The 26127-nt window shown below is 36.5% G+C and carries 20 protein-coding genes and 1 tRNA gene; 12 read left to right on the forward strand and 9 right to left on the reverse strand.

What is annotated here, in order from left to right:
* The first annotated feature begins 248 nt into the window (after positions 1-248).
* The gene (locus tag MCBB_RS05395; protein WP_071906792.1) at positions 249-1178 is read left to right on the forward strand and encodes a DUF2121 family protein; all 930 of its coding nucleotides are present in this window, start codon (positions 249-251) and stop codon (positions 1176-1178) included.
* A 216-nt stretch (positions 1179-1394) separates the two neighbouring features.
* On the forward strand, positions 1395-2174 hold the full coding sequence (locus MCBB_RS05400; RefSeq protein WP_331709804.1) for an MBL fold metallo-hydrolase: 780 nt from the start codon (positions 1395-1397) through the stop codon (positions 2172-2174).
* Positions 2175-2306: 132 nt separating this feature from the next.
* On the opposite strand, the gene MCBB_RS05405 is transcribed toward MCBB_RS05400, so the two are convergent.
* The 3 genes from MCBB_RS05405 to MCBB_RS05415 form a co-directional block, all read right to left on the reverse strand.
* On the reverse strand, positions 2307-2933 hold the full coding sequence (locus MCBB_RS05405; protein WP_071906794.1) for a TetR/AcrR family transcriptional regulator: 627 nt from the start codon (positions 2931-2933) through the stop codon (positions 2307-2309).
* Positions 2934-3022: 89 nt separating this feature from the next.
* Entirely contained in the window at positions 3023-3751 is a 729-nt protein-coding gene (locus MCBB_RS05410; protein ID WP_071906795.1) for an ABC transporter permease, read from the reverse strand.
* Complete coding sequence (locus tag MCBB_RS05415) at positions 3748-4692, reverse strand: ATP-binding cassette domain-containing protein (RefSeq protein ID WP_071906796.1); 945 nt, start codon at positions 4690-4692, stop codon at positions 3748-3750. Before MCBB_RS05415 ends, MCBB_RS05410 begins: the two co-directional genes overlap by 4 nt.
* A 566-nt stretch (positions 4693-5258) precedes the next feature.
* On the opposite strand from MCBB_RS05415, the gene MCBB_RS05420 reads away from it, so the two are divergent.
* Together MCBB_RS05420 and MCBB_RS05425 are read left to right on the forward strand one after the other, a co-directional pair.
* Positions 5259-5332, forward strand: a tRNA-Thr gene (locus MCBB_RS05420).
* Positions 5333-5426: 94 nt separating this feature from the next.
* Complete coding sequence (locus MCBB_RS05425) at positions 5427-10358, forward strand: NACHT domain-containing protein (RefSeq protein ID WP_071906797.1); 4932 nt, start codon at positions 5427-5429, stop codon at positions 10356-10358.
* A gap of 79 nt (positions 10359-10437) precedes the next feature.
* Here the strand turns inward: MCBB_RS05425 and aroC are convergent, their stop codons facing one another.
* Both aroC and MCBB_RS05435 read right to left on the reverse strand, forming a co-directional pair.
* Positions 10438-11529, reverse strand: coding sequence for a chorismate synthase (gene aroC, locus MCBB_RS05430; protein ID WP_071906798.1), 1092 nt, complete (start codon positions 11527-11529; stop codon positions 10438-10440).
* A 27-nt stretch (positions 11530-11556) separates the two neighbouring features.
* A complete protein-coding gene (locus tag MCBB_RS05435) occupies positions 11557-12063 on the reverse strand; it encodes a GNAT family N-acetyltransferase (RefSeq protein ID WP_071906799.1) in 507 nt (168 codons plus the stop codon).
* A gap of 136 nt (positions 12064-12199) precedes the next feature.
* Here MCBB_RS05435 and MCBB_RS05440 point away from each other — a divergent pair, with 136 nt between their 5' ends.
* The 5 genes from MCBB_RS05440 (at position 12200) to pheS (ending at position 18137) form a co-directional block, all read left to right on the forward strand.
* A complete protein-coding gene (locus MCBB_RS05440; RefSeq protein WP_071906800.1) occupies positions 12200-12907 on the forward strand; it encodes an endonuclease III domain-containing protein in 708 nt (235 codons plus the stop codon).
* A gap of 69 nt (positions 12908-12976) precedes the next feature.
* Positions 12977-14458: an SIR2 family protein gene (locus tag MCBB_RS05445; protein ID WP_071906801.1), complete on the forward strand. Its 1482-nt coding sequence runs from the start codon at positions 12977-12979 to the stop codon at positions 14456-14458.
* Positions 14459-14519: 61 nt separating this feature from the next.
* On the forward strand, positions 14520-15500 hold the full coding sequence (gene hemB, locus MCBB_RS05450) for a porphobilinogen synthase (protein ID WP_071906802.1): 981 nt from the start codon (positions 14520-14522) through the stop codon (positions 15498-15500).
* 134 nt (positions 15501-15634) lie between these two features.
* Entirely contained in the window at positions 15635-16549 is a 915-nt protein-coding gene (locus MCBB_RS05455) for a triphosphoribosyl-dephospho-CoA synthase (protein ID WP_071906803.1), read from the forward strand.
* A 37-nt stretch (positions 16550-16586) separates the two neighbouring features.
* Positions 16587-18137, forward strand: coding sequence for a phenylalanine--tRNA ligase subunit alpha (pheS, locus tag MCBB_RS05460; RefSeq protein WP_071906804.1), 1551 nt, complete (start codon positions 16587-16589; stop codon positions 18135-18137).
* 233 nt (positions 18138-18370) lie between these two features.
* On the opposite strand, the gene MCBB_RS05465 is transcribed toward pheS, so the two are convergent.
* From MCBB_RS05465 to MCBB_RS05475, 3 genes are all read right to left on the reverse strand, one after another.
* Positions 18371-19804, reverse strand: a complete 1434-nt coding sequence (locus MCBB_RS05465) for a DHA2 family efflux MFS transporter permease subunit (protein ID WP_071906805.1) — start codon at positions 19802-19804, stop codon at positions 18371-18373.
* Between the two features lie 129 nt (positions 19805-19933).
* Positions 19934-20515, reverse strand: coding sequence for a TetR/AcrR family transcriptional regulator (locus MCBB_RS05470; RefSeq protein WP_231916420.1), 582 nt, complete (start codon positions 20513-20515; stop codon positions 19934-19936).
* Between the two features lie 159 nt (positions 20516-20674).
* Positions 20675-22066 carry an MFS transporter gene (locus tag MCBB_RS05475; protein ID WP_071906807.1) on the reverse strand — a complete coding sequence of 464 codons (1392 nt, stop codon included), beginning with the start codon at positions 22064-22066 and terminating at the stop codon, positions 20675-20677.
* 257 nt (positions 22067-22323) lie between these two features.
* On the opposite strand from MCBB_RS05475, the gene MCBB_RS05480 reads away from it, so the two are divergent.
* The 3 genes from MCBB_RS05480 to MCBB_RS05490 all read left to right on the forward strand — a co-directional run bounded on the left by MCBB_RS05480 (position 22324) and on the right by MCBB_RS05490 (position 25559).
* Positions 22324-23817 (forward strand): glutamate--cysteine ligase, encoded by a 1494-nt coding sequence (locus tag MCBB_RS05480; protein WP_071906808.1) that lies wholly within the window; start codon positions 22324-22326, stop codon positions 23815-23817.
* Positions 23798-24787: a bifunctional glutamate--cysteine ligase GshA/glutathione synthetase GshB gene (gshAB, locus tag MCBB_RS05485; RefSeq protein ID WP_071906809.1), complete on the forward strand. Its 990-nt coding sequence runs from the start codon at positions 23798-23800 to the stop codon at positions 24785-24787. Before MCBB_RS05480 ends, gshAB begins: the two co-directional genes overlap by 20 nt.
* 514 nt (positions 24788-25301) lie before the next feature.
* Positions 25302-25559 carry an SANT/Myb-like DNA-binding domain-containing protein gene (locus tag MCBB_RS05490; RefSeq protein ID WP_071906810.1) on the forward strand — a complete coding sequence of 86 codons (258 nt, stop codon included), beginning with the start codon at positions 25302-25304 and terminating at the stop codon, positions 25557-25559.
* A gap of 112 nt (positions 25560-25671) precedes the next feature.
* Here the strand turns inward: MCBB_RS05490 and MCBB_RS05495 are convergent, their stop codons facing one another.
* A complete protein-coding gene (locus tag MCBB_RS05495) occupies positions 25672-26040 on the reverse strand; it encodes a PepSY domain-containing protein (protein ID WP_145976016.1) in 369 nt (122 codons plus the stop codon).
* Between the last annotated feature and the right edge of the window lie 87 nt (positions 26041-26127).

The following is a 26127-nucleotide window of genomic DNA, read 5'->3' on the forward strand; positions in this document are numbered from 1 at the left end:
AAAAATCTATTGATTCCCCAATTTTTCTTTTTTTATAAAGAAGTTACGAATTTTTCAAGTAGTTAAAGGATTTCAAAGAATAATTTTTTTATTTTTTAAAATATTTTTTTTAAAATTTGAGCTTTTTATTTGAATAGCACATTTAACTTCACTTTTTTCTGCAGTGATTTATTTAAAGATGGGATAAACATAAATTATATAAAAACTCAAATTAAACATTCTATTTAGATAAAAAGCACGGTGTTCAAATGAGTCTTATAATAACCTACGTTGGAAGCAAAGGATGCGTCATGGCTGGAGATAAAAGGAGAATTGGGTTTTTCGGTGATGAGGCAAACAGGGAAAAACTCGAGGAGAAGCTCTACTCTGGAGAGATCCGAACAGATGAGGAGCTCCTGAAAAGGGCTTCAGAACTTGAAATAACACTTAAAATAACAGATGATGCCGAGAAAGTTCGTGAAATTGATGATGTTGCAGTTGGAGAGGTGAGATTCAAAACACCCTTCAAGACAAAGCGAAAACGGATCTATGGAACAACAGGGGCCTACAACATAGTTGAACTATTAGGTTCAGATATAAAGACAATAAAAGGTGGTGAAAGCTCCATAGTTGTCTTTGGAAACAAGATGACCAAGGAAATTGCCAACAAAACCATAAAGGACAACTGGAAGAACAAAACCAGCCTTCAGGATATTGCAAAACTCTTCAGTAAGGTCATGGAGGATGTGGCCAGGCAAACACCATCTGTAAGTCAGGAACATGATGTTATCATAAAACATCCCTCTATGGAGTACAAGGAAGCTAAGGAGCTTCTTAGAACCACCATAATCCAGGATGTTAAGGATCTCACAGAATGGAGGAATTCCCTCAAGGAGGAGCTTCTAAAAACCACTGAAACCATACAGATGGCCACAAGGATCATCAGTGAGGGTGAAGTTGGAAAGATCACATCCATCTCTGGAGATGAACTTGAGGTAACCCTTAAGAAGGGTGTTGAAGCCCTTGATATGGAATGGAAGCCCCTTAAAAAAGCGGGTGAATCTGTTACCATGCAACTTGCAGAGGCTGGTGAGGTTAATGTTGGAGACAAGGTCGTTGTAGAGAAGGAAAACCTCTGCATAAAACGAAGCAAAGCAGGTTTAACCTGTTCTGTGATAATCTGCAGGGAAGAGAAGTAAGAATTTTCGCATGATTCATCTAATATCATATGATTCATGTTGGAATGAAATACTAAGTTCATCAATAACTTAGTAAATTCTAAATCCCTAGTTAAATTGATTTAACATTCAATACCAGGAAAAATTCAACGATCCCTCAATTAACCTATTAAAATAACAAATTCTTTAAAAAAACTAACAAAAGGAGAATCAACATGCAACTAACGTTTTTAGGTAGTGGTGGCGGACGCTTTCGCGACCATAACCCAGAAGAGGATGACAGGCGGATTTAGGATAGATGGTATCGACGGTAAGAACATCCACGTGGATCCAGGGCCTGGTGCACTGGTTCGAACCTACCAGTTCGGACTGAACCCAACCAAGCTCAACTGTGTCATGGTTTCACACTCACACACAGACCATTACACAGATGCTGAGGTTCTCCTTGAAGCAATAACAAGGGGAATGACCCGAAACAGGGGAATGCTCATTGGAAACCAGAGCGTTATAAACGGTTACAAGCAGTGGGGTCCCTGTATATCCAAGTACCACATGACGAAGCCCAAGGTAGCTGCAATGGATCCTGGCGATGAGATCAAGGTTGACAAGATCCGTGTGAAGGCAACAAAGACCATCCACGGTGATCCCAAGGGTGTTGGCTTCAGGATAAGTCATCAGGACTTCACAATATCCTACACATCAGATACACAGTACTTCCCAGAACTGGCAGGGGAACATAAAGGTGCGGATATCTTGATTGCAAGTGTCATAAGAGCAGATGGTGAAAGGATAAGAGGCCATATGTGTGCAGATGACTTCCAGATACTCGTGGATGAGGTGTCACCCAAACTGGCAGTGATGACCCACCTTGGAATGAAGTTCATAATGGAACATCCCGATTCTGAAGCCCGGAGAATAACCGAGGCAACAGGAGTGAGAACCCTGGCTGCACGGGATGGGATGAAGATCAACCTGGATGCGTATCTACCAAAACAGCAGACACTGGATGAGTTTTAAGGTTTAAACTTAAAATTTTATTTAATTTCTTTTTTTAAGGAAAAGTTGAAATTACCGTAATATACAAGTATATGACGAAGTTCGCATTACTTAAACCATCCCTCATACCCCCACCTCCGGAGAAGAATGCGTCTAAGAACTATTTTTTTCCATAAATTTGATAATCAAACCTTCTTCTGCACCCAAAATCCGCTCAATAAAATAGAATATGGCCATGAATTTTCTCTTAAATTCCAGAGAATTGGGGTCAAGATTCTCTATTCCTTGGAGTATAATCATTGTTCCCATATATACGCCAGCAGCTTCTTCAGGATACTTAATATTGAAAACACCTTCTTCAATACCCTGTTTAATTATACGTGTAAGTAATCCTGCAGTTTCTTGTGGAATTCTTTGTTCAAGTTTCATACTTAGATGAACATTCTTTTCTTCTTGAAGATGATGCATTATGCTCTTATGACCACTTGGAAATGACAAAGCAAAGGGGTATATGTTCATCAATTTTTCTAATGCTGTTAGATCCTTCTGATTGACCATATTTTCCATATCTTCAACAAGGATAGAAATGTATTTGTCAATAATTGCATCAAGTATTGCTTCTTTGGATTTAAAATAATAATAAAAAGTACCCTTCACTACGCCTACTTTCTTCGCTATCTCTGATACTTCAACCTGTTCATATCCTTTTTCTATAAATAAGTCTTCTGCGGCGTTCATTAGTTCTTTACGCCTTATTTCAGGTTTTTTTGTCACGCGCATCAATTTATTCCACCCAGACTAAATTTTGATTGTTTTTATTATATGAAACAATCTTAGAAAAGGTTTTGTATGGAGAGAAAGGAATAAGATCATCTTTTTGTCCGCCATCTAAAACACAAAATTCCCCCTATAAAAAAGATCAGTGCATAACCAAGAACCCAATAAAAATCTATAATGATATCTCCCCACCCTGATCCATTTAAAATGCCCCTAGTGGCATCGAGGGCATAAGCAAAAGGAAGGGCATATCCAACAGCTCCAAATATTCCTCCAACCATTTTTAAGTCCATCCAAGCGCCGCTGAATAAGGATATTATAACTATCACCATAGATCCAATTCCTCCAGTCTGACTTTCTGAGAAGAGTGATCCTATTATCATACCTATTCCAATACAGGCAAATGCCAGGGTAAATAAAATAATTAAAGCAAAAATAATGCTTAAATTAATTGTAACGCCATATAAACTCCCAACTACAAAGCAAACTATAATTTGGAGGAGTGCTATCGGTAAAAGAGGTAGAATATAAGACAAGATGAAGTCGGACGGTTTGAGTGGCGTTGTTAAAAGCCTTGTTAAAAATGCACTTTCACGATCTCTTGCTAAAAGCATAGCAGAATATAATGTTAGAAATCCGAAACTAAAGACAATTACTGCAGGTGTGAGTGCGTTAGCAGTGAAAATCTTGATTGGGGCATTTTTACCAATGGATGCAAAAAGTACCAACAATACAATAGGCAATCCCAATCCCAGACCCATAGAAACATGATCTCTATATACTTCTTTTATATTCCGATTGGCTAAGCTGATAAATCTCATTTGTTCACCTCATTTTCGGTGAGGCTAAAAAATACATCATCTAAAGAGGGCTCTTTCATAGAAATCCCTTCAATCTTCGCTCCTTTGGAGCGAAGGTAGTCAACTATATCATCAAAATTTAATTCCCTTGCTTTTATCTCAATTCCATTATCTATCTCTTTTACATTGAGATACATCTTCCCCAATCCTTCCATAATAGTAGAAGAAAGTTTTTGAGCCTTAATTATCATGGTTTGCACCCCATAGATATCATTCTTGAGCTCTTTTGGCGTGCCCATTGCTATTATATTACCCTCGCTAATTATAGCAACTCGATCTGCGAGAGCGTCTGCCTCCTCAAGATAATGAGTGGTTAAAATGATTGTTTTTTTCCCTTTGAAACGTTCGATCTGCTTCCAAATAGCCCTTCTGGCTTGAGGGTCTAAACCCAGGGTCGGCTCATCAAGAAAGAGTACTGGAGGATCAGAAATCAGTGCCATTGCTATACTTAACCTTCGTTGCATTCCTCCTGAAAAATTCTGGACCTGTTCATTTGCTCTTTCAGCCAGCCCCATTAATTCTATGAGTTCTTTAGCTCTCTTTTTCGTTTCTTCTTTTTTCAGACCATTTATTCCGCCCATTAACATAAGATTTTCCCAAGCTGTCAAATGGCTAGCAATAGCAGTTTCTTGTGGTGAAATATCAATAACTTCTTTTACTGCTGAAGGATTTTTCTTTATGTCATAACCCATGATAGTTGCAGTTCCAGCAGTTGGTTTTAGCAGACAGCAAAGCATTTGTATGGTTGTAGTTTTACCTGCACCATTAGGACCGAGTAAAGAGAAAACTTCACCTCTTTTAATCGCCAGATTGATGCCATTTACTGCTTTTCGATCTTTATATTTCTTGGTGAGACCGAAAGTCTGAATTGAGTAATTATTTTCATTTGCCAAATAGTTCATAGTATCCTCCTTTATTGACTGATGTCAGTCAGTATTAATTTAACAATATTTAAATCTTTTCATTAACCTCACTATCTTAATTCGTTAAGTTGACTATGTTTAGTCATATGGCTGTTATAGTTGAGAATTTTACGAAATAGGCAGCTAATATATACTAATATTTGAACCAAACGGCTGTCTAATTTTTTAAGAGAATAGAGTTTTTAAATGAGGATTTAAAAAATAATTCTTTTTTATTTAATTATTTGAGACTATTAATAATGTTTTTAATAAAAAAGTCTTAAAAAAGTTAAATAGCATTAACTCTTTGAAAATGGTAGTAATATGGCCCTTGCATAGTTTAATCTAAAATTGGGATATATCATTTTAAGAAGCTCTCAGAATCCTTTTTTAAGCAAAATAATAAGCTATACACTAAATTACTCATGGGATGCATAAACATTAAGGGATTAATGAATATTAGCTTCTTTATTTACAAAATTTATTAAGTTAAGATATACTAAATAAAATTCACAGTTAACTTTAAATCCAATCAAACAAAAACAGATTAAGTAACAGTTCTTTATGCCTCGGTGGCTCAGTTCGGTAGAGCGCGTGACTCGTAATCTCGTGGTCGGGGGTTCAAATCCCCCCCGAGGCTTGAATTTTATTTACATATATTAAAATAATAAATATTAAAATAATAAATTGTGGTATTAGTTTAATTTATCATAAATAAGAAATTCGATGATATTATGGAGTGGAATCTTGACCCAATACCTTCAGAACTTAGAATTCCTTCTACTTCAGAAATTAATCCTCCAGTGAAAACTAGCATTCAGGAACTTCCATTTGATCAACTTGAATGGAAAGATTTTGAAAAACTCTGTTTACGTCTTGTAGAATTAGATGAAGATGTAGAATATTGTCATTTTTATGGTACTCCTGGACAAAGTCAAGAAGGAATAGATATTTATGCAAGACCAAAATTCAAAGAGAAATATTCAGTTTATCAATGTAAACGAGTTAGAGATTTTTCTCCTTCAAAAATAGAAAGTGCAGTGTCAAAATTTATTGGTGGAAAATGGATTGATAAATCAGATACATTTGTGTTATGTAGTTCAGAAAGTTTTGACATTGGAGAAAGAGCTAATAAAATTGAAGAACAAAGCAAACGATTGAAAAAGAAAAGAGTAAAATTGATTCCTTGGGATAAATATAAATTATCTAAAAAATTAAAGAATAATCCTAAAATTGTTGATGATTTTTTTGGAAGGGGATGGGTAGAAGCTTTTTGTGGCCATGATGCAGCAAATACATTAGGAAATAGATTGGATGTAAATGAAGTAATTAAATTAAGGAAAATGCTCTTAAACTTATATAGGGAAATATTTAATGAGCAGGATCGAGGATTCTCTAATTTTTTAAACTCTGAATTCCCATCTTTTGAGGATAGATTTGTATTTCCATATATTGATACAAAAAGCTCAATTTCAGTTGAAAAATCCCAATATAACTCTGAAATTATCAATAAAGAATTTTTAAGCAAACCAGACGGATTTAAATTATTAAAAAATGCACAAGAGCCGAAAACTTTTTCTTTCCCTGAATTTCCTTCATTACAATATAATCAGCGTCAAGGATTTGAAGAATGGCTCAAAAATTCTGATAACAACATTATTCTTGGTGGTCCTGGAAGTGGAAAAAGTACTCTTTTAAAGTTTATAGCTAGTGATTTATTAAGTGAAAAACCACAATTAAATCTAATTTCAGAGAAATGGGGTAATTTTATTCCAATATGGATACCATTTGCCTTATGGACTAAACAAATTTCACTGGGGAATATTGAAAACTATTCACTGCATAATTTAATTAAAAAATGGTTGAAAAGTTGGGATCATGAGAATGTTTGGCCTTTAATAGAAAAAGGTATTGATGATGGGAGAGTGTTGCTTCTTATAGATGGTTTAGATGAGTGGGCAAGTGAGAATACAGCTAAAATTGCATTTAGCCGACTTAAACTTTTTGTTAAAAATTCAAACATTCCAGTAATTGTTACAAGTAGACCACATGGATTTGAACGTTTAAAAATACAAGAAATGGGATGGCAGATAGGAAATCTTAGTGATTTTTCAGTAGAACAGCAAAAAAAATTAACTAAAATTTGGTTTACATTTCTAATTAAAAATCAATATATTCCAAATAATGAAAAAGCAAATTACGAAGAAATACAGAAGAGGGTTGATGTTGAAACTGAAGAGTTTATAAATGAATTAAAAAGGTCTCTAGAACTTAAAGAGTTGACAAAAAATCCACTCCTTCTTTCATTATTAATATACCATAAATTTAAAAAATATCATTTACCACAGAGCCGTTTCAAAGCATATGATTCTATAATTCAACATTTAATAACTGAACATCCACAAATGAGAAATTTAATGGCAGATGTTTCTAATCCCTCACAAGAAATTACGGATGATAAAATTGAATCAATACTAGAATATTTTGCTTATTATATGCAAGAAAATTATAGTGATGGTTTAATTAGAGTAGAAGATGCAAAAAATCACTTAAAAAATTATATAATTGATAATAATATCGATTTAGGTATACCCCAATATCAAGCAGGGGATTATAGTAAACAATTTTTGGAAGTAAGCGAAGATGTAATAGGAATAATTGTAAAGCAATCTTCTGCAGAAATTGGATTTTTGCATCGCGTTTTTCAAGAATATTTGGCAGCTAAGTATATCTCTAAAAAGTCTTTGGATAAACAAAAATTAATTATTCAAAATTATTGTGCAAATCAGCAATGGCAAGAGGTTTTACTAAGCCTTTTCCACATAACTTATGATTCTGAAGTTATTAGGGAATTTATTAAAGATATTCAACTCACTTCTAATAATTTAAATCACTTTGAAATGTACATTGTTAATTTAATGCTTTTTGAAATTGCTTTTGGTAATTATAATTGTCCACTTGATCTAGCTGAAGAATTAGCAGATTATGCTTTTGAAAAGGTTGAATTAGAGTCATGGATGCCTTATCGAGAACATGTGCTAAATTTAATTCTTTTGGGGTTAAATTCTAGACTAAAAGATAAAATCCAAATAAAATTAAAAAGTTGGTTTCCGTGTAGAGAAAAGTGGAGAGGAGATATTTTTGCTTCAATGAAAAATTGGCCCAAAACTCAACAAGTTATTAATTGTTTATGGAAAGGAATACATGATGATGAATTAGTGAATCAACGTTCGGCAGCCTCAGCTTTAGTTGTGATGGGTAAAGATGATCCTGAAATTAAAAAGCATATGGTTTTTCTTGCAAAGAATGCTATTGACTTTAAAATCAGAGCTGTTGCAATTGAAGCATTATTAAATGGTTGGCAGGATTGTGAAGAATTAGAAAATATTTTAAAAGTGAATACTCCTTCAAATAGCCCAGAAATTTTGCTTGTAACCATAATTGGAAGAATAAACAAAAATATTCATACAAAAGAGGATTTGAAAGAATTATTGTATTTAGGATCACTTAGATCTTTAGCCTGGAGATGGCGCGATACAATATCATTTGGGCTTTTAAAAGGATGGAATGGTTCAGATAAGATAAAAAAATATTGTATTCGTTCTATAGCTAAAGAATCAAGAGAAAATACTTTGTATAATGAAATAGCATTAAAAGTTTTACTTCAAGGTTATCCTCAAGATAATGAAGTAGCTAAAGTTTTTGCAGATATTTTTAAAAATGAAGAACACCATATGTTCATGATTGATAATCGTAAATATTATGGCCCCTTAGTAAGTAACTTTAAAGGAAACCGTCAACTAATTGAGGCCATAGATGAATGGGCTTTAAAAACAGAAAAATCAGAATTTAATATTCCAAAAATTTCAATTTTAGCTTCAATTGGCCATAGTCCTCAAATTAGATCTATATTATTATCTTCTCTTGATAAGATTACTTTAACGTCCCATTGGGCTGCACAAGCTTTACTTGAGAATTGGGGCATGAATGATGTTGATGTTGCAGAAAAATTAACTAAAATAACATGGGGTTCTAATAAAGATGCATCTAGATTGGCACATTTATTTCCAGAAATTATCAAAGATAAGGTAAAATGCAGGAAAAGGCTTATAGAATTACTCAAAGAACCTAAAGATGTGTATTATGGTTCAATTTTGCTTGGTTTAAAAACGTTAAACAATACTCGTAATGATCTTGAAGTTGTTGAAATCATTATGAAATCACCATCAATCCTAGAAAAAAGATTTCCAGATGATATATTATATCGATTAATTAGTTATTATCCATTAAACAAAAAAGTTAAAGAGCTTGCTAAAAATGAATTACTAAAGATAGAGGGTACTTTTGGCATTGTAGCACAAGAATATGGTAATGATGTAGAGATTAGGGAAAAAATTATCGAAATGGCATGCCCTTTACCTATTAGACTCCGTGAAATCATTGCGAAATATTTAGGAGATTTAGGAAGTTATGATGATGAATTTGCGATTTCTCTAATTAAACTCTATGATTATGAAGAAGATGAAATTGTTAAAACACAAGCATCTATAAGTTATTATAAATTGTTAAAATCTTCTAAAAATAATATTGAAGATGATTTAAAATATTTATCTGAGAGTATTGTCTGTTATGGAATGCATTATGAAGAACGTCGAAGAGCGGCGTTCTGTGGCTTGTTAATATTAAATCGTTTAGATATTATGTTCGATGCTAAGGAAAAAATTAATAGAAACTGTGATAATTCCTGTTCTATATCACTTAGAGGTATGGAGCCCAATTTTCCATTTTTGAGATTATTTTTAGAAAATTGGGAATATATAAAAAATTTCTTTGGAGATGAGTTTGAGTCTAGATTTTCTCAAAAAGAAGACAGCTTATTGAATATTTGGAATGAATTGTCTATTTTAGCAGATAAATATCCACTACCTAAAGCTGAAGCCATAGACTTTCTCCAAAATACAAAAAATAAAACCCCACAGGAGAATATTTTACATTTTTTGAACCGTTCAAAATCAAATTCCCATTTAATTTTAGATTACTGTATAAAATCACTTAGTAATGATAATAAATTTGGTTCATGGAGACTAGCTTATACTGCAGCTGCAATATTAGGTGAAAACTTTGGGGGGGATGAAGAAGTTTTAGATTATATCCGTACATCATATACTTCCAAAAAAATTTCCGAAGAAAATTTTATCCTGGCTCTTTGTGAAGGTTGGCCTAAAAGTGTATACCTAGACGATATTTTCAAAAAAATACGTGAGGAACACAGAATTTTACCATTAGCAATACGTTATCAATTAATGTGTGAAAAAAGTCAAACGAATATAGTTTTTAATTCTCTTAAAGCTGATCTAGCTTATTATATATCTTTTAATCCAATGATTTCAAAATTAATGACAAATGCGCTTATTCGCAGGATTCAAACAGATGATAAATTAAATATAAAATTAATGGAATATCTACAAAATAATCCAGATCCATCAAGTAAGATATCAATTCCAAAAATGATTGTTATGGCTAATGGAATGTCATCTAAATTAAAAAATTGGTGCTTTAAAGAATTAGATTCTCAATTAAACCTTATAAAAGCCCCTGAAGTTGGTTTAGATGTGACAACTGGTCAATTAATTCCAGTTGTACATGCATTATTAGAGTTATTGTAATTAAAATATTCTTTTTAGGACTAATTTTTTAATTAAAACTTCAAAAAAAATAATGTATTTAAAATGGGATGATGTGGGGTTATATCTTCGTAGGCCCTATAAAACCCGCTCTTATCAAATGATCAACCACAACCATTGCAACTGCAGCCTCAGCCACAGGCGTTACCCTTGGACAGATGCAGGGGTCGTGCCTTCCCTTTATCTCGATTTCAGTATCTTCCATCTTCTCGATATCAACTGTTTTTTGGGGTCTTGATATGGATGGTGTGGGTTTAACTGCCATGCGTGCAACGATGGGCATTCCATTGGACATACCTCCAAGGATTCCACCTGCCTGGTTGGTTGTTGTTCTGATTCCCTCTTCAGATACGTAGTATTCATCGTTCATCTCGTATCCTGTGAGCTCTGCAGATTCAAATCCTGCTCCAATTTCAACCCCTTTAACTGCTCCTATGGCCATGAGTGCCTTGGCAATGTCAGCATCGAGCTTATCAAATACCGGATCTCCAAGGCCTGCAGGTGCGTTCAGAACAAGTGTTTCAACGATACCTCCAACTGAGTTTCCCTGGGACTTCAGATCAAGAATTAATTCCTCCATCGAGGATGCTGCAACATGGTCTGCGCATCGAACAGGATTTTCCTGGATCTTAGATGCTATCTGGTTGATGTTGACCTTGTTGGCCTTGATCTTTCCTATCTGGGTTACATGGGCAACCACTTCTATGCCCCTTGTTTTCAGGAGTTTCTTTGCAACTGCTCCCCCTATAACGTGGCCTATTGTTACCCTGCCACTGCCCCTTCCACCTCCACGGTAGTCGTAAGAGCCGTATCGTGCCTTCCATGTGTAGTCTCCATGGCCTGGTCTTGGTGTGTTCTTAAGGGCTTCATAGGCTGAGGAGTCCGCATCCCTGTTGTAAACAACTGCGGCTATGGGTGTTCCATCTGTCCTACCCTGGAAGACCCCTGACAGTATCTGCACCTGGTCTGTCTCGCCCCTGGGTGTTGTTATTTTACTTGTGCCTGGCCTTCTTTTATTGAGTTCTGCCTGAATATCCTCTTCGTTCAGTTCCAGTCCTGCAGGGCAGCCGTCAATAACTGCTCCCAGTGCTGTGCCGTGGCTTGAACCGAAGGTTGTAACCTTGAACATCTTACCTGTGGTGTTTCCTGACATAGATTCACGTCCTCCAAATAGGAATTTTTATTTAATTCTTGCGTACAATGTTTGATTATAAATTTTGTCGAATTTTATAACACTGTTTCTTAGAATGCCCTCAAGATCAAAACCATTTTTTTCAAGAACTCTTCTTGAGGCAGTGTTTTGTTCCAGTGGAACTGCAAATATCCTTTCAAGTTTTAACTCGTTGAAACCATAGTCCACCACGCCCTTCAAGGCTGAGGATATAATTCCCCTTCCCCAGTGTACCTCTCCCAACCAGTAACCAACTTCTGCAGAGATTCTTTCAATATCCTCACCAAGAGTAAGGCCAATACCACCCACAGCTTCATTTTTAACTGTTATTGCAAAAAAACAATCGTTATCCTTTGCAATTTCTATCCACTGTCTGCCATGTTCATGGGTGTATGGAAATGGAAAGCCATCCCTCATGTTGCTGGCTATATTTAGGTTGTTGGCATTTTCAACCAGATTTTCAAGGTCAGAATGTTTCCATTCTCTTAATGTACATTTACTGCATTCAATTATCATTCATAATGTTCCTATTATTTTCTCTACTTTATATTATTGTGATGCTTTATTTTAAATGGTTTCTATGGTAGTTTAGATTGATAGATCAGATCCCTGTGTATCTATAACTGGATTAATATAGAATTGCGTCCTATCTATGAGTATGAAAGGATCTCCTCACCTGATCAAGATATATCAAAAACTCTACGATCTCTACGGGCCACAGGGTTGGTGGCCTTTGATGGACCATGAGGGTTCAAATCCAACAAAAACCGGCTCATTGCGCGGGTATCATCCAGAAAACTATGAATTACCTGAGAAGGATGATGAGATCTATGAGATAATCCTTGGGGCCATACTGACCCAGAACACAACCTGGACATCAGCAGAACAGGCTTTAAACAACCTCAACAACCTGAAAGCCATAAAACCTGAAAAACTCCTGGAACTATCTGATGAAACACTTAAAGCTGCAATAAGATGTGCAGGATTCCTGAACCAGAAGGCAACGTATCTGAGGGAGGTTACAAGGTTCTTCATATCTCTGGAAGGCCGTACACCTAATAGAAAGGAGATTTTAGCTGTTAAGGGTGTGGGAAATGAAACCGCAGATTCAATACTCCTCTACGCCTACAAAAAACCTGAATTCGTTGTTGATGCCTACACCAAGAGGATATTCTCCCACCTTGGATTGATCCCGGAAAAGGCAGGTTACATGGAGGTTAAGGAACTCTTTGAATCCACTCTGCCAAAGGATGTTCCTGTTTATCAGGAGTACCATGCGCTGATAGTGGAACATGCAAAGCGTTACTATCAGAAGAAACCTTATGGTGTTGAGGATCCCTTGAAAGATTATTTAGTTTAAAAGATGAATAAAAAGAAAAATAATTTATATTTAGCAATGTTTATATAAAAAAGAGGGGAAGTTGATTTTGTGAAAGATAATAATCATTATGGCCTTAAAACTGAAAATTATGTATTATCTCTTCTTGGAGCTTTGGCAAAATCTGAAGGAAAAAATCTTTACATTGAGTACCCTTTTAAAGAGGGTAAAGAATATTACATTAGTGATGGATATGCGCCTGAAGGTATTTTAGATTTAGAAGGACCTACTATAATTGAAGTTAAAACAAAAATCCCGAATTTAAAAAATTTTAAATTAGCAAAAAAGATTTTAAATAGTTATCCCTACATAAAAACATTTCTTTTTGTAGTTCCTTCTCAAATTGATCATCAAAAACGATTTGATAATTACAATAATATTATTTTATGGGATAATAATAAAATAAAAGAAATTTCTAATAATTATCCTGAGATTACGTTTCAATATTTGGATGAAGGTTTACCTTCGTTCTTAAAATATGATGATGAATCCACAATAGCTCAAAAAACCTTGGAAAGATATTCAAATTTTGAATTTAATGAAAATAAAGAAAAATATATTGAAGCTTTGAAATATGCATTCAAAAATGATGAGTTAACACTTTTTTTAGGTTCGGGGGTAAGTATAGATCAAGGATTGCCAAGTGATGGATCTTTGAGATGTGATTTCCATTCCATATGTAAAAATGAAAACTGTGATAAAAGTTTCTCAAAAGATACAGGATTACCAAATTGGAAATCCTTAATTCAGATGTTAATTCTTGACTGTTTGAAAAGTTATGACAGTAAATATGCCCACAAAGAAGAATTAAAAGAAAAGTTTGAGTCTTATTCTAACATAATTTGGGCTAATTTCGTTAAAAAGACTTTTAAAAAAAATTTTCATAAAAAAATTAAAGAAATACTTTATCAAGGATATGAACATTCCATCAAAAAAGATTCCCATTTAAATTATATAAGTGAATTGTGTGTTTCTCCTCGTGGGAGAATAGGCGTTTATTCCATAGTAACATATAATTTTGATGATGCACTAGAATTTTACCTAAAAAATTTAGGTATCCCTTATAAGGTAATATCTGAAGAAAAAAATATTCCAACAAATGTCGAAATACCAATATATCATGTACATGGTTATATACCCAAAGAAATATCAGATGATGAATTTGATTGGGAAAAGAAACCTTTAATCTTTGCTGAAACGGAATATTACAATTTATATAAAGATCCTTATTCCTGGCAAAATTTAATTCAATTAAATTTATTAAAGGAAAAAACTGCCCTTTTTGTTGGTTTAAGTATGGATGATCCTAATTTACGACGTTTATTAAATATTTCTAGTCGATATTCCAAAGGCCCAAAACATTATGCGATTCTTAAAGATCGTTGGACATTCTCTGACAAAAAATTATCGAATATTTTCAGAAGCCTAGAAGAAAGTATATTTGGAGAATTAGGAGTAAATATAATTTGGGTTAAAGATTATCCAGAAATAGATGATGTATTAAGTGATATAAAGAAATCTATCCAAATTTAATCTAAAAAACAAGTTAATAAAAAATATTTAAATTTATTTTAAAATAATCTCCGGTGATAAAATGCAGTTTCCAGTTACAAGAATGAGAAGGTTAAGGAAAACAAAACAGCTGAGAAATATTTTAAGTGAAACGAGGCTCAACCCAGAGGACTTCATATACCCCATGTACGTTAAGGAGGGACTTGAAGATGGCGAGAAGGAGCATATCGATACCATACCAGGCCAGTACAGGTACTCAGTAAACGACCTTGTCTCTGAGGCCAAGAGACTTGAGGATATGGGACTCAGATCTGTGATCATCTTTGGAATGCCCCTTTCAAAGGATGAGAAGGGATCATCTGCCTATGCAAAGGATGGAATAGTGCAGAAAACCGTCAAGAAACTTAAAGAAGAAACAGACCTCATAGTTATCACAGACGTGTGCATGTGCCAGTACACGTCCCACGGCCACTGTGGAATCATACGCAACGACGAGATAGTCAACGATGAAACCCTCAACTACCTCTCAAAGATAGCACTGAGCCATGCTGAGGCAGGTGCAGATATCGTGGCACCGTCTGATATGATGGACGGTAGGGTGGCTGCAATAAGAAAAACACTGGATCTGAACGGACACTACGACACCATAATAATGTCCTACGCAGCCAAGTACGCATCATCTTTCTATGCACCATTCAGGGATGCAGTGTGTTCAGCACCATCCTTTGGTGATAGAAAAACCTATCAGATGAACCCTACAAACAGCCTGGAAGCCATGAGGGAGGTTGAACTCGATGTGGAGGAGGGTGCAGACATGATCATAGTCAAACCTGCAATGCCTTACCTGGACATTATCAAGGGAGTTAAGGACGAATTCAGGATGCCAACGATTGGCTACCAGGTCAGCGGAGAGTACTCAATGCTCAAGGCAGGAATAGACGCAGGATATCTCACAGAAGCATCCATACATGAATCACTGCTTTCAATAAAGAGGGCTGGTGCAGATCTTATAGTGAGCCACTTCGTGCCTGATTTTCTGGAGGGACTGGAAACCTGCCTTTAAAAAAGAGGATTTTTGTTGATTTGATTCATAGTGATAATATCAATTGATAGAATTCATCAAAATAATTTTTTTGACATATCCATCAATTAAAGGTAAAAAGAACAATTTCATGAAAAACTAATGGAGAATCAGACTTGGAACCAGATTACATTGCAAAGGCTGCACAGATAGCATCTGTCCTGGAGGTCAGCGGACATCCAAAACCCGGAAACGTTCACAGAACCCAGGACTTCGACGACATGGTATTTGAAGACTTCCTAATAAGCGGAGTTGTCATAGGGGACATCATGAGACAAACAGCAGAGAGGGCTTTGAAGTACGTTGAACCTGAAAACTTCCATAAGATAGGTCTTGGAAAACAGATAAAGGATGCAGTCATTGAAACCAACAAGTGGGTTGCAAACAACACCAACCTTGGCATAATCATGCTCCTAACACCTATATGTGCTGCAGCAGCCATGAGCACAGACCTTAAGAACACAAGGGAGAACGTAGATGTTTTAATGAGGGCAACAACTCCTGAAGATGCTGTGAACCTCTACGATGCCATAAGCATAGCTGATGCAGGTGGTATGGGTGAGAGGGATGAACTTGACGTTGGAAGCAGCAAGGCAAAGGATGAACTCATTGAGAAGGGCCTTAACATGTACGATGTCCTTGAAATATCAGCTGGCTGGGACAGACTTGCATACGAACTCACAAACAGGATGCCAGTAACCTTCGACGTAGGATATCCAACATTCAAGGAGGTTAGATCCCAAAACACCCTCAACCATGCAACTGTCCAAACCTTCCTCACCATCCTCTCACACTACCCCGACACACTCATCGAGAGAAAGTACGGTAAAAATGTTGCTGGGGATGTATCAAATGGTGCAAAAGAGCTCCTGGATGCTGGTGGAATCCTTGCAGAGAATGGGCTGGAACATGTTCGAGCCTTCGATGAGATGCTAGTATCAAAGCACCTGAATCCCGGTACAACTGCGGATCTCACGGCATCATCCATCATGGTCTCGATCCTTGGGGGATCACTTGGGGACAATCATTAAATTTATGAACTGACAATTAAGATCGTGGATGATAAAAATGAATGATGATAAACTTAAAAAGGTCATTGATGAACTGCATATTTACGAGAAGAAGGTTCTAAAAAGCTTAGAATCCTTCAATTACCAATCTTCACCAGAAGCCATATCAGAGTCCATCGATATGGACATAAAATCAGTTATGAGTGCAGCAGGTTCCATGGCATCCAAGGACATCATAGAAGTGGAAAAGGATGTTCAGGAATTTGCAGGACTAACAGATATTGGCCTGGACTACTCAAAAAATGGTCTGCCAGAAAAACAGCTCCTAAAAGCCCTTGATAAATATGGAACCATCTCAATGGATGAGATGCCAGAAAAATCAGGTATGGAAGCTGTTGATGTTAAAATAGCAATTGGTTGGCTTTTAAGGAAGCGATGGGCATCTGTTGATAAGGGAAACGTTACAATAACAGATGAAGGAAAAACTGCCCTCACCACAAGAGACAGCGACGAGGAACTCATAGATACCCTTACCCAGGGAAAGGTGAACCTCCAGGAACTTGGAGGAGACCTTAAAAAGTCCCTTAAGAACCTTAAAAAACGTAAGAACATAATCAAGATCGACAAAAAAACAAGCCACACACTCAAAGTCCTTGACAAGGGAATGAAACTCCTTGACATTGGTATTGAGATACGTGAAGAGGCAACCCAGCTTACACATGAACAGCTGAAAACAGGTGCATGGAAATCCCTCCACTACAGGGGTTACGATATAAATGCAGAGCATCCTGAAACGTTTCCAGGTAAGATGCACCCCCTCCAGAGGATAATCGAGGAGATACGTGCCATATTCCTTAACATGGGATTCACAGAGTCCGGAGGAAACATACTGGAATCTGCATTCTGGAACTTTGACTGCCTGTTCCAGCCTCAGGATCATGCAGCAAGGGAAATGCAGGACACATTCTACGTTAAAAATCCAAGATACGCAGAGTTGCCACGTGAAGAGCTTGTTGAAAGGGTTGGAGCTGTCCATGAGAACGGTGGATCCACAGGGTCTCTGGGATGGAAGTACCCATGGAACAGGGAGATCGCAAAGCAGACGGTGCTTAGAACCCACACAACCTGCCTTTCAACACGGTTTTTGGATGAAAACAAACCACCGCTCAAGATGTTCTCAGTTGGAAGAGTGTTCAGAAGGGAGACAATAACCTACAAACACCTACCCGAGTTCCACCAGGTTGAGGGAATTGTTGCAGGAGAGGATATAACCTTCAAGAACCTCCTTGGAATACTCAAGGAGTTCTACAAGAAGTTAGGATTTGAAGTTAGATTCAGACCAGCTTACTTCCCATACACCTACCTATCAACTGAGTGTGAGATCTACCTGCCTGAGAAGGAGAGCTGGATCGAGCTTGGAGGATCTGGAATGTTCAGACCGGAAGTTCTGGAACCATTGGGCATCGACGTACCAGTACTTGCATTTGGCCTTGGAATTGAGCGCCTTGCAATGATACGCTACGGTATAAGCGATATAAGGATGCTCTACAAGAGTGATATAGGATGGCTGCGAAGACTACCAGTTACTCAGGGTGTGAAATTGGATTAAACTTAAAAAAGTTCTTTAAATTTTTTTAAATCTTAATTCAACACATTAGAATTCCTTTTTTTAAATAATTGGTTATTTTTTATCTTTTAATTCTTTTATTTTATAATGAAATCAATTAAAAAAAAGTTAAATTATTTTATAGTTATTTTATCTTCTAAAAAGGATTATCTTCTAAAAAGAAGAGAAAAAGAACTTTAATCAAGTTTTAGTTCTGTTTTTTCATTTTTCTTCTTTTATGTGCTTTTTGCCCCATGTTTTAAAAACAGCGACAGAACAAATACGACACCAAGTAGCATGGCTCCTATCGTGAATGAAAAGTTCACACCGGATATCAATCCAGATATCTCTTGTGTTGAACTTGGATTAACGATGTTTTGAAGATAATTCTGTTGGCCGAATGTCATGAAGCTGACAAATAGGGATGAACCTATTGCACCTCCAATCTGCTGCAGCGCTGTCATTATGGCTGAACCCGAAGCATAATCCTGAGGATCCAAATTACCCAGGGTATTTGTCTGATTTGGAGACATTAAAAGGGCGGATCCTATGAATAAAGCACAATTAATAATCAACACACTTATAAGGGTTGTTGAAAGAGAAAGATGCGCTAAAAATATCGTGGAGATACACATGAGGGCCAGACCTGAACTGATAACGATCCTGCTTCCATGCTTATCGTATATATGGCCGGATAGGATCGGTAAGAAACAGTTTAAAATACTTCCTGGCAGCATCACAAGACTGGCAATGAAGGATGTGCTTCCAAGTGCATTCTGCAGGTACATTGGAAGGAGGATCACCACCGCAAAAACCACCATAACGTTAAAAACGTTGATTATTATCCCTATCGTGAAGAATGGATACTTAAAGACGTGAAGATTGAGTAAAGGATGTTCCAGGCTTAACTGGCGCATTGCAAATATTATGATGCTAAGAACACCAATGATCATGGGAATGGTTACATTTAAACTTAATCCATAGTCTCCCAGACCACTGAAACCCATTATAATTCCAGTGAATCCAATAGCAGCTAAGATAACAGATAAAATATCCAGTTTAGGATGGCTTGTTTCTGTGATGTTCTTCAAGAGGGATAGTCCTAAAATTGTTGTAGCCACAAAAAAGACTAAAACCATTAAAAAGAACCAGTGCCAGTCCATAACTCCCATAAGAAATCCCATAAGTACCGGTGCAAACATGGGCGCAGAGAGTACAACGAGACTCACAATACCCATGACCAATCCCATTTTTTCCCTTGGAATCAACACCAGCACACTGTTAAATACTAAAGGCACAAGGATACCCGTTCCAACTGCCTGTATAACACGACCAGCAAATAGTACTGGAAAATTCGTTGAAACTCCTGATACAATGGTTCCTATAATTAAAAAGACCATGGAGGATAGGAATAATTTTCTTGTTGAGAAACGCTGAATAAGAAAGGCGCTGATAAGGAATACAATACCTGAAACAAGAACGTATATTGTGGTTAACCACTGCACAGTTCCAGCTGAAATACTGTACTCCAACATTATATGTGGAAATGCAATGTTTAAGGCAGTTTCATTTAACATGGATATGAATCCGCCAAGTAAAATTACAAATAAGATTTTTTTAGTGTTATTTTTATTGATTGAGAAATTATTTTCCTTCGAATTTAAAGTCATCTATGAATACTCTCCTGTATTAGACCAGTCTACATAATCGGGAATCTGCATCCTCAACCTACTGATTAGGATGGTCTAATAATATTTATTAAAAAAATCATTAAAAAAAAGCTTAATGATCGTTAGTTCTTATCTTCTGGTTAATATGGATGGAATGGCTTCTGCAACCTCTAAAAAAGGTGAATCACTTTTTTTGGTCAGGGACATAACTATGGCTCCTTCAACCATTGATTGAATTACCATACTTAATTTTTCAGCCTTTTGCCTTGAAAAACCTCCCTGAATCAGTTTTTCTGCATAAATATTCTGCCATGCATCAAATGCAGATTCACAGGCTTTTCTTAAATTTTCATTGCTTGAAAATGTTTCAAGTGCAACGAGGTTAACAGAAACCTTCTTAGTACTTTTAAGGGAAATTTTTTCACTTTCATCGGTGTCCAGGTTTTCAGCCATCTCTTGAATTGCACTTTTAATGGCTTCAGCAGGATCATCTATCCTTGAAAGTTTCTCCCTTATAAGTCCCTCAACGAATACCTTGGTCAACTCAATAGATTCCAGGGCAAGCTGTTCCTTTCCATTAGGGAAGTAATAGTAAAGGGAACCCTTGGGTGCGTTACTTTTCCTTAATATCTCGTTCAGGCCTGTTGCATGATAACCTTTCAACTGAAAAAGGTGTGTTGCAGCCATGAGTATCCTTTCGCGTGTGCTCATTTCATCGTCCATGTTACCAAAACCATGTTATAGTGACTGGTCTATATAAAAACTGTTTCCATTTATGTCGTGGATCCTATTTAAAGTTTTGTTGTTGTGGACCGTAAAAAAAGGAAATAGTGTAATTAATGAATTAATAAATCTGCACTCCCATTAAAATCATTCATAATGATTTTCAAAGTGTTTTTTCATGGTTTCAAGTTGTTCAGCTCGGCTTTTAAGGCCAAGGCTGAGAACCGTCATTACTATGGCAACGCACCCCATGATCATGAAGGCGGACTGGTAACCTCCCATCTTCCCTGCTTGGGATCCTATTATTGCCCCGATGAGTGCTCCACCTATAAGCTGCCCTGCACTGCTGTTTATGTTTATGAGTGCCTGGCCTGATGCCCTGTGTTTTGGTGGGCTCTCAACGATCATGATGTACCTTGGTGGTGAACCTATGACCGTGGCCATACCAACTCCAATGAGCACACCTGCAGTTATGAAGAGGTAGAATGATTCTGGGAAGAGTCCCATGATGAAAAGGCCAACTACAAGTACTGATGTACCTCCTATCATGATGATCTTGGATCCAACTGAGTCCAGGAGTTTTCCTACGATGGGTGCTCCAACTGCCATTGCAATGGCCATTGGCATGACCATCAAACTGGCATTTGAGGTTGTTAGGGATAGGGCAACCACTGCAAATGCAGGTATGAAAACCGTTGCAGCCTGGGTCAATCCAGTCCCAATGAAGAAGGTTCCAAGGAGTTTAACTTCCCGGCTTTTGAAGAGGTCTATCTGGATAAGAGGGTCCTTTGCACTGTTTTCAACCTTCCAAAGAACTGGAAGCAGTACCAAAGCAACAAATAAAAATGGTAAAACCTCCATGGAGGATAGACTGGCCAGTACATTGGTGGTGTTGATCTGGTTAATTCCATAGGCAAGGCAAGTTACAAGCACTCCCAGTACAGAGAGCCCCTTCCAGTCGAAGTACACTTCATTGATTTTTTTACTTTTAGGGAGTACGTAGAGACTTGCAATTATTATGAAGATAGACAAAGGTATATTTATAACGAAAAGCCATTGCCAACCATATTTAAGGAGTAATCCCCCGAACACTGGACCTAAAACTCCAGATAATCCCCATACAGAACTTGTGATTCCCATTGCATTACCCTGTTTTTCTGGGGGGAAGTTGTCTCCAATGACTGCATTTGCAACGGGAAATATGCCTCCAGCTCCAAATCCCTGGATGGCCCTTCCAAGAAGGATCATTTCAAATGATAATGCGAATATAGTTACAAGTGAACCAATGGCAAATAGAAGAACGTCCACTATGTAAAGAGTCTTTCTTCCATAGGTATCTGAAAGTTTTGCCATTAAGGGTGTTCCTATCATGAGAAAAAGGATATATATGGTGAAGAGCCAGGAGCCCATTCTCTCGTTCACTCCGAAGTAGGATTGGATTGCAGGCAGTGCTGGGCCTACAATACCCAGATCAAGGGACCCAATAAAAACTCCAAGAAAGAGTACCATCAAGATCTTTTTGCTGTCGGTTGATTCCATAGGTGGAGTTTTTGTTTTAAACTTAAAAAGGGTTTGTTTTTTTATTTTTTATGAAATTGTATCATTGCAATGTAACTAAAAAGTGCAACCGACAAATATAAATATTGGATAACCGATAGTTAAAGAAATAGGTGTTTTAGATACAAGTTAATATGAATCCTGTAATTAAGCATTTCTTTTTATGTTTCTATTTATTTACAAACCTGAGTACTGAATTGGAGTAGGATTTGCTCAAAAAAAGATAAAAAGAGGATTATATGAACTGGAATTTTTCAGAAATATCAAAGTCTTTTTTAAAGGATGACAGGGGAAAACTCCTGGTAGAGGGCAATTTCGGCCTGGAGAAAGAGTCTCAAAGGATTCTCCCTTCAGGTGACCTTGCACTGACACCTCACCCTTCAGTATTTGGAGATAAAACCGAAAATCCACGTATCACCACGGACTTTTCTGAAAGCCAAATTGAGATGATAACTCCAGCCTTCAGGTCAATTGAAGAAGCATATGCAGAATTAGATGCAATAACCGTTGAGGTTGAGAATGTTATAAACAATGAACTGCTATGGCCACTTAGCATGCCTCCAAAACTTCCAGATGAAAACGATATTCCCATTGCAAGGTTTTCTGATTCAAGGAATGGAAGGGATATGGAAACATATAGAAAAGGGCTGGCACTGCGTTACGGCAAGAAAATGCAGATGATATCTGGAATACACTACAATTTTTCCTTCGGCGAAGGGATGGTTGATCATCTCTACGAGCAATTTGGAAATGGAAAGGATAGACGTTCATTTGTTGATGAGATACATTTTGCACTTGCAAGAAACTTTTTACGCTATCGCTGGTTGTTGATTTATCTTTTCGGTGCATCGCCATTCTACCATTCCAGTTACTATCCAGTTATAAAAAATGAGATTGAACTGATTCAAAACTCTTGTCAGTGTTGTGTGGATTTTATTGAAAATTTCAATCAGTATGCAACGTCCCTACGCGTGAGCAGATTTGGATACTCAAATGCTTTCAAACACAAGCAGGATATGTACTTCAACAGTCTGGAAGAGTACTCTGCTAAGCTTCGCAGGATGATGGCGACCAAAAATCCAGAGTACTCCCAGTTGGGCACATTCAAGGATGGTTCTCAGATACAGCTCAATGAGAATGTTTTACAAAAAGAAAACGAATTTTACTCTTCAATTCGACTGAAACAGAATATAATCAAGGGAGAAACCCAGTTGGATGCCCTTGAAAAACGAGGCGTGCAATATATTGAGGTAAGGATTTTAGATTTGAATCCATTTGAAAGGATTGGTTTAAACATTGACGAAATGTATTTTCTCCAGATCTTCCTGCTCTTCTGTTTGTTTGAAGAAAGTTCTCCCCTAAACAAGAAGGAAAATGAAGTAATAAACTTAAACCATCATTTAGTGGCTCTTTATGGGAGAAAAGAAGATTTAGTGCTTCAAAAATATGATGAAGGAGCAGTTAGTTTGAAATCATGGGGAAAAGAAATATTCGGAAGGTTAAAAGATTTAGCAGAGCTTATTTACAAAAGCACGGGAGATGACAGATATCTCATAATCGTTGAAAAGGAATATCAAAATCTTTTTGATACATCCTTACTGCCATCAGAAATCATACACAGGGAAATGAAAAGTAGAAATGAAGACTTTTTAGAATTTGGGACAAGGTATGCAGTAACCAATTCACATAAAAACAGCATCAGGAAGTTTGATCATGTCGACGAAAAACTTTGAAGGACTTGAACTCTCAACACAGATTCTTATAACTGAAGCATTAAAGAGGGGTGTTGAGGTTGATGTACTGGACTGGGAGGATAATTTCATCCGTTTAAAGAAGGGTAACAAGGTTGAATACGTGAAACAGGCAACCAAGACATCTGCAGACACGTACATAACTCCATTGATCATGGAAAACAAGGAAGTGACCAAGTTAATTCTTAAGAAACACGGTATCAACGTGCCCAAGAGTACAACTGTAGATAATATGGAGGAAGCTTTAAAAAAGTATCCAAACGTCAAAGGTAGGGATATTGTGATAAAACCCAAATCCACGAACTTTGGAGAGGGCGTTCTAATACTGAGGGGCCTGAAATCACATGAGAATTATAAAAGTGCGGTTGAACAGGCATTAAAATATGATAACTCAGTCATGATTGAAGAATTCATACCAGGCAAGGAATACAGGTTTTTAGTGATCGCTGGGGAAGTGCTTGGAGTGATGCACCGAGTTCCAGCAAATGTTGTGGGAGATGGACTCCACAGTATCAGGGAACTGGTTGCTGAAAAAAATAAAAGTCCTCTAAGGGGTAATGGCCATGTTACTCCACTTGAAAAGATCAGCATGGGAATTGTTGAAGAGAATCACCTTGCTTCTCAAGGGAAGGATGCAAATTTTGTTCCAGAAAAAGGTGAGGTTGTGTACCTCAGACAGAATTCCAACATCAGCACCGGTGGCGACAGCATTGACTTTACAGATGATGTATTGGACGAGTACAAGACCATTGCAGTGGATTCAGCAAGGGCTGTAAATGCAAAAATATGCGGAGTGGATATGATCATTCAGGATGTAAAAGCAAAACCTGATGAAAACAATCACAGTATCATTGAACTGAATTTCAATCCAGTACTTTATCCACATAATTTCCCATGCCAGGGTCAGAACAGGCATGTTGAAAAGAAGGTGCTTGATCTATTGGGATTTTGATGGGCAAATTTATTCCCTCTGTTAAACTTTTGAAAATTTTTTGAAGATTTTTTTTTAAAAATCTTTTTTTTTGAATGTCCTACTTTTAAACAGATTTGTAGGATAATTGAATTTTTTATTGGTTTAATAAATCCAAGAAGATACAAAAGAATTAGTATTATTAGTTAAGTATACAAATATTACTTCCATTATTTTCACTGAAATTTCTGGAGTTTTACCTCTAAATTCAAAAATGTGCAAATCTGCTCCAAATGGATCGATAGGTATATACCACACAAGTGATATCGGCACATCTTTACAAGTTTCAGATCCGCAGAATTTGATGATGTAATTTTACTTCGTTAAACGGTCCTATAACGAAGTAAATTTGTATCTTTAATTTCAGTTCCATTTGACAAAAATTATCCTTAACTCTTTAAATTTTGATCCATAAAGATCAATTTAAATGTGATAGATATAATAGACATTTACATGAAGAACTGTATAATTCTAATTTGTTTAGAAGATGGTTATGATGAGTGAAGAGCAGGACAGCCGTTTAGGTTGTAGATGGACCCTTGATGAAGATATCAAAATGTGTAAACTACGCGAGAAAGGTTATAACTTTAAGGAAATTGGTAAAATTTTAAAAAGAAGTGAAAAATCATGTGCAACCCGTTACAGTAATCGTGGTTATACGTTGAATCCTTTAAAATTGATTGTAAATGTCGTGATTATATTTTTAGGAGTGTTATGTGGTATAATTACAGAACCTACAACCCTAATTGAATAACAATTATGCATTGACCTTTTTTTGAGTGAACAATATATCCATAATGTATTTTTTTAATTGGCAGATAAAAATACTCTGGAATTTCTAAAATAAAAAAAGTGGTGAGTAAACTCTATAATAGCGCGGCCACATCACCAGTGTTTGCATTCACATACATATAATCACCGAAATAGGGTACTTTCCAGTAATATTCCCCTGCAACTTTAATTAGAGTAGGTGTGCCTGCTTTGTAGGAACTGGGGACTCCTCCATCCTGCCCGTTTTGTTCTACAAGTTTTTTTGCTTCTGCTGCAGATATTTTTACATGTGGCTTGTTATTTGTTGTTTTAGTTGCTTTTTCTGTCTTAGTGGTGGTGTTCTGTATTGAGGTTGTGGCATTGGACTGTGTAAGGGTATCATTGGTGGATGTATTTGTGGTATTATTCATGGGCGTGCTGGAGTTTTGATTTCCAAAAACGTAAACTGCTCCAACTAAAATCAAAAGAACTATTATTATTGCTGCAATAATTTTATTGTCTATTTTTCTCACCTCCAATGGAAAAGGAAGAGGGTTTCCTCTTTTAATAGC

This window comes from Methanobacterium congolense, assembly GCF_900095295.1.
GTDB classification, from domain to species: Archaea; Methanobacteriota; Methanobacteria; order Methanobacteriales; family Methanobacteriaceae; genus Methanobacterium_C; species Methanobacterium_C congolense.